At 33.0% G+C, this 12,863-nt stretch carries 11 protein-coding genes; 7 read left to right on the top strand and 4 right to left on the bottom strand.

The features are described from left to right. Window positions 1-43: 43 nt before the first annotated feature. The 3 genes from AAFP94_RS02605 to AAFP94_RS02595 all read right to left on the bottom strand — a co-directional run bounded on the left by AAFP94_RS02605 (window position 44) and on the right by AAFP94_RS02595 (window position 3,666). Entirely contained in the window at window positions 44-1,708 is a 1,665-nt protein-coding gene (locus AAFP94_RS02605) for a serine hydrolase domain-containing protein (RefSeq protein WP_316660674.1), read from the bottom strand. Window positions 1,709-1,889: 181 nt separating this feature from the next. Next, window positions 1,890-2,126, bottom strand: coding sequence for a hypothetical protein (locus tag AAFP94_RS02600; RefSeq protein ID WP_316660676.1), 237 nt, complete (start codon window positions 2,124-2,126; stop codon window positions 1,890-1,892). Between the two features lie 250 nt (window positions 2,127-2,376). Then, complete coding sequence (locus tag AAFP94_RS02595; protein ID WP_316660677.1) at window positions 2,377-3,666, bottom strand: Xaa-Pro aminopeptidase; 1,290 nt, start codon at window positions 3,664-3,666, stop codon at window positions 2,377-2,379. A gap of 102 nt (window positions 3,667-3,768) precedes the next feature. Here AAFP94_RS02595 and AAFP94_RS02590 point away from each other — a divergent pair, with 102 nt between their 5' ends. From AAFP94_RS02590 to AAFP94_RS02560, 7 genes are all read left to right on the top strand, one after another. Beyond that, entirely contained in the window at window positions 3,769-4,644 is an 876-nt protein-coding gene (locus AAFP94_RS02590; RefSeq protein ID WP_316660678.1) for a hypothetical protein, read from the top strand. Window positions 4,645-4,753: 109 nt separating this feature from the next. Continuing rightward, window positions 4,754-5,431, top strand: a complete 678-nt coding sequence (locus tag AAFP94_RS02585; RefSeq protein WP_316660679.1) for a succinate dehydrogenase cytochrome b subunit — start codon at window positions 4,754-4,756, stop codon at window positions 5,429-5,431. A gap of 14 nt (window positions 5,432-5,445) precedes the next feature. After that, on the top strand, window positions 5,446-7,443 hold the full coding sequence (locus AAFP94_RS02580) for a fumarate reductase/succinate dehydrogenase flavoprotein subunit (RefSeq protein WP_316660681.1): 1,998 nt from the start codon (window positions 5,446-5,448) through the stop codon (window positions 7,441-7,443). Window positions 7,444-7,453: 10 nt separating this feature from the next. Beyond that, window positions 7,454-8,197 (top strand): succinate dehydrogenase/fumarate reductase iron-sulfur subunit, encoded by a 744-nt coding sequence (locus AAFP94_RS02575; RefSeq protein WP_316660682.1) that lies wholly within the window; start codon window positions 7,454-7,456, stop codon window positions 8,195-8,197. Window positions 8,198-8,287: 90 nt separating this feature from the next. Next, window positions 8,288-9,229: a M28 family peptidase gene (locus AAFP94_RS02570; RefSeq protein ID WP_316660683.1), complete on the top strand. Its 942-nt coding sequence runs from the start codon at window positions 8,288-8,290 to the stop codon at window positions 9,227-9,229. Window positions 9,230-9,283: 54 nt separating this feature from the next. Next, a complete protein-coding gene (locus AAFP94_RS02565; RefSeq protein WP_316660684.1) occupies window positions 9,284-10,426 on the top strand; it encodes a methionine aminotransferase in 1,143 nt (380 codons plus the stop codon). A gap of 13 nt (window positions 10,427-10,439) precedes the next feature. Continuing rightward, the gene (locus AAFP94_RS02560; protein WP_316660685.1) at window positions 10,440-11,222 is read left to right on the top strand and encodes an amidohydrolase; all 783 of its coding nucleotides are present in this window, start codon (window positions 10,440-10,442) and stop codon (window positions 11,220-11,222) included. Here the strand turns inward: AAFP94_RS02560 and AAFP94_RS02555 are convergent. Next, window positions 11,206-12,813 carry an Ig-like domain-containing domain gene (locus AAFP94_RS02555; RefSeq protein WP_316660686.1) on the bottom strand — a complete coding sequence of 536 codons (1,608 nt, stop codon included), beginning with the start codon at window positions 12,811-12,813 and terminating at the stop codon, window positions 11,206-11,208. The genes AAFP94_RS02560 and AAFP94_RS02555 overlap by 17 nt on opposite strands. Window positions 12,814-12,863 lie beyond the last annotated feature (50 nt).

Here is a 12,863-nt window from a genome sequence, read left to right as displayed (position 1 = left end):
GGCGCGTTTAAAGCGCTATATACATTGTTAGCACCTGTTTTTTTTATTCCTTTTCGAATTTTAAATTAGTAACTCTTCCTGCATCAAGTTCAAAACCAGTTATTACTCCGTTTGATCTTTTAAATCGAACTAAACCTCCATCTGTGGTAAAAGAATCAACATCATAATAGGTCAATTCTTGTGAGTCATAATTAGCAATTTGTATTTTCAATTTGTCATCTTCTAAAAAGAGTAAGTATGTTGCATCTAACTCTTCGCTGTAATATTTACCATTATAGTCTTCAATGTTTAGGGTAGACAAGTCTAATTTTTCTTTTCTTTTACAAATGGTTTTATTTCCATTTTGAAAAACTTTAAGTGTTTGGGCTAAATCATTTTTTAATCCTGAAAATTCGAACTGAATAGAAGAATTGTTTGGAATTTCATATGTATTTCCAGTTGTGTTTAAAATGCTGTATGAGGATTTATTCCAAGTTTGTAAAACATGAAGAGAATCATTTTTTGAAGTTATTTCTAAAACGACTCCAGCTTGTATTTCATAGTTCCCTTCCAATTGATTTAATGTAAACTTTTGTTCAGGGTTTGTAGTCTTTTCTTTTTCTGTTTTTTTCTCTTTAGGTTTTTCAATAAATTTATTTTTGAGAACAATATCTGCTATTTGAAAAGACTTACGTGTTGGATTTGCATCTCCTCTGTTAGCTAATACAATCACCGAAAAGTTCTCATCTGGAAATCGCATTAATTGTGAACGATAACCAGCAAGTGAACCTCCATGACTTACCGTTTTTAATCCTTTGTAAGCACCGTTATTTAAGGCAAAAGCATAACCACTACTTTCACCATTATTTAAAAGGCCTTCCTCGTGCATTTTATCAATAATACTTTGTCCTCCTTTTCCAAGTTTATTGTTGTAGAAATTCTGATCCCATAGATATAAATCTTCTATACTAGAGTATACTCCACCTGAACCAACTAGATCAAATCTGCTAATCAAATTATTAAACCCTTCTTCATTACTTTTCTTTTCATAACTAAAAACACGATTTTTAATCAAATCTGTGTTATCATCATAAAAAAGTGAATTTTTCATTCCTAAAGGTTTAAAAATATTCTCATGAGCAAAAACTTTTAAGGATTGACCTGCGGCTTTTTCAACTATCATTGCAAGCATGAAATAACAAGAATTGCTATATAAATATTTCTCTCCAGGTTTAAAATTCAGCTCTTTCTGGTTTTTTATAAGTTCGTAGACTTCATCTACATCAGTATTGTCGAGATAGTTTCTTCCCTTTAGATACATCAAAGTTAAATAGTCTCTAACACCACTAGTATGGTGTATAAAATTTCTTATAGTTAGGGTAGAATCATAATCTGGGAAGTCAGGTAAATATTTTTGAATTTTATCATCAAGGTTCAATTTTCCCTGCTCCTCAAGAAGTAAAATACTAAATGTTACAAACTGTTTAGAAACAGAACCAATATAAAAAACAGATGTTGGTGTAATTTGTACATCGTGTTCCAAATCAGCAATTCCATATCCTTTTGAGTAGATTAGTTCCCCATTCTCAATAATTCCTATAGCACAACCAGGCACATCTGGTTTGTTCCAATCTAAAAAAAGACTATCTATTGCTTGGCTTTGTTTTAATTGACCAAATGAACATATTGTGAATAATAGAAATAAAAATAGTAGAGATTGCTTTTTCATTGTTCTGTATTTTTTAATTGGTGCTATCGTGTTCGTGTATGATTTGTACGGAATCAGACGTAAGTCAGATTCAGTTGCAAATCAGACGTTGTGATAAAGTTAAAATTTTTAATTGAAGTAGAGAAGTAGCATAGATTATACACGTTGTTGTGTTGCGTTGATTAAATTGTTTTTGTATAGCTTACTTATTCAATTGTAATTTCCACACTTTCCAATACATCATTAGCCAGACCAATACGCTTAAATACGCTAATGCAAAAGTTGCAAACTCTAGAACTTTAGATAAATGACCATTTAACGAGAGCCATCCAAAAAAAAAGCAGAAAGAAAGAGACCAGTCATGCTTAAATCCTATAAAGATTTGGTTGTCATTTCTATGTCTTGCTCTTGTAAGTGTGATAATGGGTAAATTGCTCATTATTTTTAATAATCAAGTAGCAATAAAGATACAAACTATTAGCTTTTTAAGTATAAGTCATATTATAATAATTTACCCTAATGGTCCTTTTATAATATAATATACTGCCCTTGCACTATAGACAATGTCAAAAAAGCTCATCAACAAATTAGCAATGTCTCTAGTATGCCTAGTGTATAGCTAAAGCATAGCTAATGTATGGATAGTGTATGAAAAAAGAGATTTTTCTCACAAAAGAAAAAAGAAATAGCTAGCGCATCAATTCCTCAATCTCTTCAACTTCAATTGGTATATTTTTCATAAGGTTTAATGGTTCACCTTTGTCTTGAATCACTACATCGTCTTCAAGACGTATACCAAAACCTTCATTAGGAATATAAATGCCAGGCTCTACGGTAAACACCATATTAGCTTGCATTGGTTCTGTTAAAATACCATAATCATGAGTGTCTAACCCCATGTGGTGGCTTGTGCCATGCATGAAGTATTTTTTATAGGCTGGCCAGTCTGGATTTTCGTTTTGCACATCTGCTTTATCTAGTAACTTTAAGTCAAGTAATTCCGAAGTCATCAATTTACCAACTTCAACATGGTAGTTTGCCCAATCAGTTCCAGGAACCAACATTTTGGTGGCCTCGTTTTTTACCCTTAACACGGCATTATATACCGCTTTTTGCCTATCTGTAAATTGTCCTGAAACAGGAATTGTACGTGTCATGTCACTACTGTAATTAGCGTATTCTGCACCAACATCCAAGAGTATTAAGTCGCCTGCTTTGCATTGTTGGTTGTTTTCTATATAATGCAATACATTGGCATTGTTACCTGAAGCTACAATAGGTGTATAGGCAAACCCTTTCGAGCGGTTTCGTAAAAATTCGTGCATAAACTCTGCTTCTATTTCGTATTCCCAAATATTGGGTTTTACAAAGTCTAATATCCTTCTAAAGCCTTTTTCTGTAATATTGCAGGCATGCTGTATTAAATCTAATTCAATTTGATCTTTTACAGAACGTAAACGTTGCAAAATAGGATTGCTTTTTGCAACACTATGAGCTGGATATTTACCTTTTAACCATTTAGTAAAACGGTCTTCGCGAGTTTCGGTTTCAACCGAAGCACGATAATGTTCATTAGTGTTTATATAAACCGTGTCACATTGGGTCATGATCTCGAACATTATTTTTTCAAAATCCTGTAACCAATATACCGTTTTTACACCAGAAGTCTCAAAGGCTTTTTCCTTGGTTAGCTTTTCACCTTCCCAAATGGCTATATGTTCATTGGTTTCTTTCAAGAATAAAATTTCACGATGTTTCTCCTTTGGACAATCTGGAAATAAGACTAAAATGCTTTCTTCCTGATCAACACCACTTAAATAAAAAATATCGCGATGCTGTTCAAAAGGCATGGTACTATCCGCACTTATTGGATATATATCGTTGGAATTAAAAACAGCCAGACTGTTAGATTTCATGTTTTTGGCGAAGTTCTTTCTGTTTTTAACAAAAAGGTTGCTGTCTATAAGGTTGTACTTCATATCTAGGAAATTTCATCAAAAATAAGGCATTTCTATAATAATTTTGGTAAAAAAAATGTTATAGTTGTAATCCTAAATCTATTTAAACACAAATATAAGATTATGAAAAACCTAAATACCTATTTGTTACTGTTTATAGCACTAATTGTTCTGTCTTGTAATTCAAATGATGAGGATTGTTGTGCCAATCCTGAATCTCCAAACTTGGTGATTAAGTTCAAGTTTGATCCTACACAAGAAAGATTAGATAATGTTGGACAACCTTCAACAATTCCTGATGGTAATGCTGCTCAATCACCAAGCGTAAATAGAATGAGTGCAAATTATATTGAATTTGCTCCAAACGCATTTACATTGTTGGGAGAAGGAGAAATTATTTTTGCAGGAGATGAAACAACGGATGGCGGCGATAATGCAATAAATTTTCAAAATGCAATTTTTGCTGGCAATAATGAAACTTTTATAACAGTGCCTTTGAGTGATGTTTCAGCAGGAAGCTATGAATGGGTAAGAGTTTCTTTGGCATATCAGGAAGGTGAAATAGAATTTTTATTGAATAGCGCAGACATTATTGGAACTATTGGGAGTTTTGTAGGTTATAACACGTATATAACTTCTTTTGATTTAAACGGAAGCACCATAGATGTAAATGGAAATAGATTGCAAGGCTTTTGGGCGTTTGAGGCTTTGGGGTTTTCTACTCAAGGTCAGGCTCCAGAAGGAGCAGTAACAGTTCCAAATCCGTTATTTGATACTTCGCCAATCCCTCAAGGTTCTTGTGTGGTTACAGGACAGTTCGAAAACGGACTAACCATTTCTGGAAATGAAACCGAAGATGTTGTTGTTACTTTATATTTTTCAGTTAATAATAGCTTTGAATGGATCGAAATTAATGCAGATGGAAAGTTTGAGTCTTCAGCTGGTGAAACTTTGGTAGATATGGGATTACGTGGTTTAATTCCCTATGTGGGTAATTAAAAAGGTATTTACTTAAAATCATTCTAAATTCAAATTTTTAGTCTCTTTACTTTTTGCTATAATTTAATTGCGCCTTACTTTTGTAGTTATATAAACTAACTTCACAAAAATGAGCGGATTTTTTAAATCTTCGATTGGTAGAAAGATAGCCATGGCACTTTCGGCTTTTTTTCTAATGTTTTTTCTAATCATTCATTTAGCCGTTAATATTACTTCAATTTTCAGTGCTAATCTTTTTAATGAATTATCCCATTTTATGGGAACAAATCCATTAGTGCAATTTGCATTACAGCCAGTTTTAATCTTTGGCGTCATATTTCACTTTGTAATGGGTTTTGTATTAGAAATAAAAAATAAAAAAGCACGAGATATTTCTTATGTTAAAAATGCCGGTAGCGCAAACTCAACTTGGATGAGTAGAAATATGATTTGGTCTGGAGCAGTTATCCTAGCTTTTATTGTTTTACACTTCATAGATTTCTGGTTTCCTGAAATAAACACAAAATATATAGTTGGAGATATGTCTGGAATGCATGATGGTGAGTTTAGGTATTTTCATGAGTTGCAGGAAAAGTTTTTAAGCCCTGCTAGAGTGAGTGCATACGTATTGGCATTTGTTTTTCTGGCATTGCACCTCTTACACGGATTTACTTCTGCTTTTCAATCTATAGGTTCAACTGCTGGAAGAAAGAAGACATTACAGAATATAGGGAAAGCCTATTCAATACTAATCCCATTTGGGTTTATAGTTATTGCGCTTTACCATCATTTTAATCATATCCATTAATCCTAAATAAAACTATGGCTTTAGATTCAAAAGTACCAAAGGGTCCAATTAAAGATAAATGGACAACATATAAGGATAAAATCAATCTTGTAAACCCGGCTAATAAACGTCTTATTGATGTTATCATAGTGGGAACAGGTTTAGCAGGCGGATCCGCTGCAGCAACGTTAGCGGAGTTAGGGTATAATGTAAAGTCATTTTGTTTTCAAGACTCACCAAGGCGAGCACATTCTATTGCCGCTCAAGGAGGAATTAATGCCGCAAAGAATTATCAGGGTGATGGCGATTCTACCTACAGATTGTTTTACGATACTGTAAAAGGCGGTGATTATCGCTCTCGCGAAGCTAATGTATACCGTTTAGCTGAAGTGTCAACAAATATTATCGATCAGTGTGTTGCCCAAGGTGTGCCTTTTGCGCGCGATTATGGTGGATTATTAGATAACCGTTCGTTTGGAGGTGTATTAGTATCCAGAACGTTCTATGCTAAAGGACAAACCGGTCAGCAATTATTATTAGGTGCTTATTCTGCGATGAATCGCCAAATAGGTCGCGGTAAAATTAAAATGTACAACCGTCATGAAATGCTCGATGTGGTTATTGTTGATGGCAAAGCAAGAGGTATTATAGCGCGTAATTTAGTAACGGGTGAGATTGAAAGACATTCTGCACATGCGGTTGTTTTAGCAAGTGGTGGTTATGGAAATGCCTTTTATTTATCAACCTATGCTATGGGTAGTAATGTAACAGCTGCCTGGAAAGCACACAAAAGAGGTGCCTTTTTTGCGAATCCTTGTTTTACGCAAATTCATCCAACATGTATCCCGGTTTCTGGTGATCATCAGTCTAAATTAACTTTGATGTCTGAGTCATTAAGAAATGATGGTAGAATATGGGTGCCAAAGAATATGGAAGATGTTTTGGCTATTAGAGAAGGTAAATTAAAACCAACAGAAATAGCGGAAGAAAACCGCGATTATTATTTAGAGCGTCGTTATCCTGCATTTGGTAATTTAGTGCCGAGAGATGTTGCATCAAGAGCTGCTAAAGAACGTTGTGATGCAGGTTTTGGAGTGAATAAAACAGGAGAAGCTGTTTATTTAGATTTTGCAGCGGCCATAGAACGTTACGGAAAGGAGCAAGCACATGTTAAAGGTCTTGATGAAAATGATAAAGCACTCGTTGATAAATTAGGAAAGGCTATAATAAAAGCTAAATACGGTAACCTATTCCAGATGTACGAAAAAATTGTAGATCAGAATCCATATGAAACACCTATGATGATTTATCCTGCCGTTCACTATACCATGGGTGGTATTTGGGTAGATTATAATCTTATGACAACGGTGTCCGGATTATACGCTATTGGAGAAGCTAATTTTTCCGATCATGGAGCAAATAGACTTGGTGCTTCAGCTCTAATGCAAGGATTAGCTGATGGCTATTTTGTATTGCCTTATACCATTGGAGATTATTTAGCTGATGATATTCGTACTGGGCCCATACCAACTGATTCGAAAGAATTTGATGAAGCTGAAAAAGAAGTGAAGTCAAATTTAGATAAATTAATAAATAATAAGGGTAAGTATTCTGTTGACCATTTCCACAAAAAATTAGGTAAAATTATGTGGAATAAATGTGGAATGGGAAGAAATGCAAAAGATTTAAAAGAAGCCATTTCAGAAATTGCTGAATTAAGAGCAGAATTCTGGAAAGATGTTAAAATTCCCGGAAAAGCTGATGAATATAATGAAGAGCTTGCTAAAGCCGGTCGTGTTGCAGATTTTTTAGAATTAGGAGAATTATTTGCAAAAGACGCATTACATAGAGAAGAGTCGGCTGGCGGACATTTTAGAGAAGAGTATCAAACACCTGAAGGTGAAGCGATGCGACGTAAAGAATACCAATTTGTATCGGCTTGGGAATATAAAGGAGAACCTAAAGATGCCCTATTACACAAGGAAAAATTAGAGTATGAAAATATTGAAGTAAAAGAAAGAAGTTATAAATAACATATTGGTTATGAAATTAACATTAAAAATATGGCGTCAAAAAAACGCGAGCGATAAAGGAAAACTGGTTGATTATGAAATGGATGATGTTTCTCCAGATATGTCTTTTCTCGAAATGCTTGATGTATTAAATCAAGACCTGATAGATAAAGATGAAGAACCTATAGCATTTGATCATGATTGCCGTGAAGGTATTTGTGGGATGTGCTCTATGTATATAAGCGGACGAGCTCATGGCCCAGATAGAAGCATTACGGTTTGTCAATTACATATGCGTAGTTTTAAAGACGGTGATACGATTTATATAGAGCCATGGCGTGCTAAAGCTTTTCCTGTAATTAAAGATTTAATTGTAGATAGAAGTGCGTTTGACCGTATACAACAAGCAGGTGGTTTTATATCCGTAAATACCTCTGGGAATACACAAGATGCTAATGGCACTTTAATTTCGAAATATGCAGCTGACACCGCTATGGATGCCGCTACTTGTATTGGTTGCGGCGCATGTGTTGCAACTTGTAAAAATTCGTCAGCCATGTTATTTGTTGGAGCTAAAGTTTCGCAATATGCGTTATTGCCTCAAGGACAAATTGAAGCAGCCGATCGTGTAAAGAACATGGTAGCCCAAATGGATTTAGAAGGTTTTGGTAATTGCACTAATACAGGAGCTTGTGAGATAGAATGCCCTAAAGGTATCTCGTTAGATAATATTGCTCGAATGAATAGAGAGCTAATGAAAGCCAGTTTAAAATAGTTATATCATTCAGAGCCAATTAAAATTTATTTATAATCTCAAGTATTTACTTGAGATTTTTTTTAGCTTTGCCGTCCTTGTTTTTAAGACATGCAGATTATTAGTAACATCTATTATTTTATAATACTACTTTTTGTATTTAGTGTTTCTTCAGCACAAAATGGATCATCAAACCATGTTAGTAAAGTAAATTTATTTAGTGAGACTATTTTACTTCACAACATTAAAACGATTTCTTCGGACAGTTTTGAAGGTAGAAGAACAGGAACCCTCGGAGCAGTTAAAACCAAAAAGTACATTATTAATTCTTTTAAATCATTTGATGTTAAACCTCTAGGGAAAAATTACGAGCAGACTTTTTCATTTTTAGATAAAGGAAAATACTATCATGCGGTTAATGTTTTAGGTGTTATTCAAGGGACAACTTTTCCTAAAAGCTATGTCGTGATCAGTGCACATTATGATCATGAGGGTATTAAAAGAGGAGTCATATATAATGGGGCAGATGATAATGCATCTGGATTAAGCGCACTGTTTAGTTTGGCTGAATATTTTAAAAATAATCCACCAAAACATTCCGTGATACTGGCTGCTTTTGATGGTGAAGAGCTTGGTTTAAAGGGTTCGAAACACTTCGTCAAAAATTCTATTGTACCAATTAAAGATATAATGATCAATTTTAATTTAGATATGATTAGTAGAAGCGCTGATAATAAATTATTTGCTGTCGGAACAAGCTATTCTAAAACGCTTGAAGAGGTCATCTTAACAACAAAACATTCTAAAAAAATCAATCTGGTTACAGGTCACGATAATAAAAAAGATTGGAGAAATGATTGGACATATTCTTCAGATCATGCTTCGTTTCACAAAAAAGGAATTCCATTTTTGTATTTTGGTGTAGTAGACCATGAAGATTATCATAAACCCACTGACGACTACGAGAATATAAACCCCGAATTTTATATTGAAGCTGTAAAATCTATTATTTCTGTATTTGAAAAAGTGGATGATTTGCAGATGAAAAGATAATTAAAATCATGCTATTTTTAAATCTCTTTATAGAGAAGTGATTATCTTTAATGCATGAATCACATTTCGAAGCTTCCACAAGTACAACTCTCTATATTCTCAAAAATGACAGCTTTGGCTAACAAGCACAAAGCCATTAACTTATCTCAAGGGTTTCCAAATTTTAAAAGCGATTCTGCCCTTATTGATTTGGTTTCTCATGCAATGAGATCTGGCTATAATCAATATGCACCAATGCCAGGTATTTTAGCATTAAGAGAAGCTATTGCCAACAAGCTCGAATTCCTGTATAATTCAACGTATAATTCAGATACCGAAATTACCATTACCTCTGGAGCTACACAAGCTATTTACTCCATCATTTCTGCGTTTATAAAACAAAATGATGAGGTTATCATATTCAAACCTGCTTATGATAGTTACGAACCTACAACACAATTAAATGGAGGAATAGTTATGCCCATACAGTTGGAAGCTCCAAACTATAAAATAAATTGGGAATTAGTACAACAACAAATTAATGATAACACAAAAATGATGATCATTAACACACCTCAAAACCCAAGTGCAACAATTTTTTCTAAACAAGACATGTTGCAATTGCAAGAAATAACAAAAGGAACAGATATTATTGTTTTAAGTGATGAGGTCTATGAACACATTATATTTGATAACGAAAAACACCAGAGTATATGTTTGTTCCCAGATTTGAAATCAAGAAGTTTTCTAGTAGCGTCTTTTGGAAAAACCTTTCACAACACAGGTTGGAAAATAGGTTATTGCTGTGCTCCAAAAGTGTTGATGGAAGAATTTAGAAAAGCACATCAATTTACAGTGTTTTCAGTAAATCATCCTATACAGATAGCACTTGCAGAATATTTGCAGGAGCCAAATCATTATTTGAAGATATCGCAATTTTATCAAAACAAACGTAATTTGTTTACAGAATTACTAGAAGGATCGAGATTTAAGATACTGCCGACCCAAGGGACTTATTTTATGTTGTTAGATTATTCAAATATAACGACGGAAAAGGATACAGATTTTGCAGAAAGATTGACTATTGAGCATGGTATTGCCTCTATTCCTTTATCAGTTTTTAATGAAAATAATTTAGATCAAAATGTGTTGCGATTTTGTTTTGCAAAAACAGATAATACTTTAAAAAAAGCAACTGAAATTCTAAAGAAAATTTAATACATTGGAGCATATGCAAGAAGACCTAAAAATAGCGTTTATACAAACAGATTTAGTTTGGGAAGATCGAAAACAGAACATAAAAAACTTCAAGGAAAAAATCGAAAGTATAATTCAACCAGTTGATATTATAATCCTGCCGGAAATGTTCACTACAGGTTTTACAATGAACGCCAAAGATAATTCTGAAACCATGAATGGTAAAACTGTGGAATGGATGCAGAATCGAGCAAAAGAAAAAGATGCTGCAGTTGTTGGTAGTATCATAATTGAAGACAACAAAAAATATTACAACCGACTAATTTTTGCTCATCCAGATGGAACTTTAGGATACTATAACAAAAGACACACGTTTACTTATGCTGGAGAAGACAAAGTTTTTACTTCTGGTTCAGACAGACTGATTATTCACTACAAAGGATGGAAATTATGTCCTTTAGTCTGTTATGATTTGCGCTTTCCTGTTTGGGCAAGAAATATTGATGATTATGATGTGCTAATTTATGTTGCCAATTGGCCAAAACCAAGAATTAATGCTTGGGACACTTTACTTAAAGCAAGGGCTATAGAAAATATGAGTTATTGTATAGGAGTGAATAGAATTGGGTTTGATGAAGAACAGAATAAATATATTGGCCATTCTGCGGTATATGATGTTTTGGGTAATTGTATGACTTCTATTAAACCCAATAAAGAACAAGTAGAAGTGGTTACTTTACAAAAAAGCCATTTAAGTTTTTACAGAAATAAACTCCGATTTTTAAATGATAGAGACAACTTTAATCTAGTAATATAAACTCCCTGATTTCGTCCCAATTAGCTCTAACATCTATTGATTCAGGATAGTAACTTACCCGTTCTGGTTGTTGTTTTTTTAAATAATTACCAGAATCAAAAATTTTATTGCCGTTGCTATCAAATATGACTCTTAAAAGGTAATTGCCTGGATTCACATATCTGAAATCAAAAAATTTAGGTTCATTAGAAAATTGTTCTGCTTTAACTTCACCTTTTTCATCTGTTAATTGAATAATAATAGGGTATTTAGCATTTTTAAGAGATACGCGTACATTACCATAATCTGAAAATGCTTTTGTTCTGATTGAAAAATTTAAAGTATCGTTAGAATGCCCATAAAAGTCGGTTAAACTATTTGGCAACATCTGAATTTTATAGTTGTTACTTTCAGTTTTTTCAAAATCTAATGCCACAATATTAGAGATAGAATCAAATGTGGATTTAAAAGCAATTGCCAAGGAATCTTTATCTATTATTGAAATTTTTGTTTCATCAAAAGCCTTAAATGGAGTGCTAGCAGAAATCTTATAAGGTTCATTAAAATTAATATTTCCAGTTGTTTGAGGATTAATTTTTAAACTATCTTGTTCTTTAGATCTGATTTTTAAAGTAAAATCTTTTGTGAAATCATCCTTCGTAACATTAAATACAAGTGAATCTACTTCAAGTTTTGGTTTGTACCAATAATAAAGTGTATCAGCTATTTCATCTTTTGTAATAGTGTATTCAAAATCTTCAGGTATTTCTGATAGAATACTAATGTTCATTCCTTTATAATCACCTTCATAACCAAACGCAATTTTTTCATTTGAAACCAAGTTAGGCCTTGTAGCATTAAATTCAATGTCTTCTTTAAATAATTTAATGTTGTAGATAGAATCTGTAGGAACATTTATAAAACTTTTATGAAACCCAATCTTATCTGTTTTTTGCTGAAATTTATAATCTTGATTTCCATCTTTTAGGGCTATCAGCATATATTGACCAGCTTTTACATTCTCTATTGTGAATGTTGTAAGACTATCAAGAGTGTTTGTTACATATTTTGGTGTTTTTTTGTAAATAATGGAATCTGTAAATGTGGAATCTACTTCATACAAAACCACTGAAACAAAATCATCAGGCTGTTTTTCTAATGCATCAAACACCTGACCTTTTACAGTTAATGAATCAATATAATCTCCTGTTGAAAACACATACCTGTAAAACGGATAAGGATTTTCTTCATTATTATCTACAATACTGTTACCAAAGTTTAAAGCATAGGTAGTATTAGCTTCAAGCGTATCTATTATTTTAATGGATATATACTTATTTGCGCCTCCAAGTGGTGTTATTTCTGGTTTAGGATCCATTGGTGGAGAAATAATAAGTTGTTTCTGCAAATCTTTAATTTTGATATACTCATTAAAATATATCCTAATTTCTTGTTCGGTAAAGTTGGTAGAAAGGTTTTCAGGTTCCGATTTTAAAATTTTTGGAGGCTCAATATCTTTTGGACCTCCTTGTGGAGTTCCACGATTGGCACAATTAATAAACACAAAGCTTATAAGAGCAATAAAAATAAAATTGTAAAGGGCTTTATTCATTTAAGATGAATGATTTTTCGCAAATTAACAACTTATTTATTATTAACGAA

Source organism: Gilvirhabdus luticola (genome assembly GCF_040117515.1).
In the GTDB taxonomy this organism is placed as follows: domain Bacteria; phylum Bacteroidota; class Bacteroidia; order Flavobacteriales; family Flavobacteriaceae; genus Gilvirhabdus; species Gilvirhabdus luticola.
Note: the sequence above shows the minus strand (reverse complement) of the source record. Positions and strands in the feature narration are given on the sequence as shown.

Excerpts from the sequence above, each read along its gene's own strand:
- AAFP94_RS02585 (WP_316660679.1), top strand. The coding sequence starts at position 4,754 with ATGAGCGGATTTTTTAAATCTTCGATTGGTAGAAAGATAGCCATGGCA.
- AAFP94_RS02565 (WP_316660684.1), top strand. The coding sequence starts at position 9,284 with ATGAATCACATTTCGAAGCTTCCACAAGTACAACTCTCTATATTCTCA.
- AAFP94_RS02605 (WP_316660674.1), bottom strand. The coding sequence starts at position 1,708 with ATGAAAAAGCAATCTCTACTATTTTTATTTCTATTATTCACAATATGT.
- AAFP94_RS02575 (WP_316660682.1), top strand. The coding sequence starts at position 7,454 with ATGAAATTAACATTAAAAATATGGCGTCAAAAAAACGCGAGCGATAAA.
- AAFP94_RS02580 (WP_316660681.1), top strand. The coding sequence starts at position 5,446 with ATGGCTTTAGATTCAAAAGTACCAAAGGGTCCAATTAAAGATAAATGG.
- AAFP94_RS02555 (WP_316660686.1), bottom strand. The coding sequence starts at position 12,813 with ATGAATAAAGCCCTTTACAATTTTATTTTTATTGCTCTTATAAGCTTT.
- AAFP94_RS02595 (WP_316660677.1), bottom strand. The coding sequence starts at position 3,666 with ATGAAGTACAACCTTATAGACAGCAACCTTTTTGTTAAAAACAGAAAG.
- AAFP94_RS02560 (WP_316660685.1), top strand. The coding sequence starts at position 10,440 with ATGCAAGAAGACCTAAAAATAGCGTTTATACAAACAGATTTAGTTTGG.
- AAFP94_RS02600 (WP_316660676.1), bottom strand. The coding sequence starts at position 2,126 with ATGAGCAATTTACCCATTATCACACTTACAAGAGCAAGACATAGAAAT.
- AAFP94_RS02590 (WP_316660678.1), top strand. The coding sequence starts at position 3,769 with ATGAAAAACCTAAATACCTATTTGTTACTGTTTATAGCACTAATTGTT.
- AAFP94_RS02570 (WP_316660683.1), top strand. The coding sequence starts at position 8,288 with ATGCAGATTATTAGTAACATCTATTATTTTATAATACTACTTTTTGTA.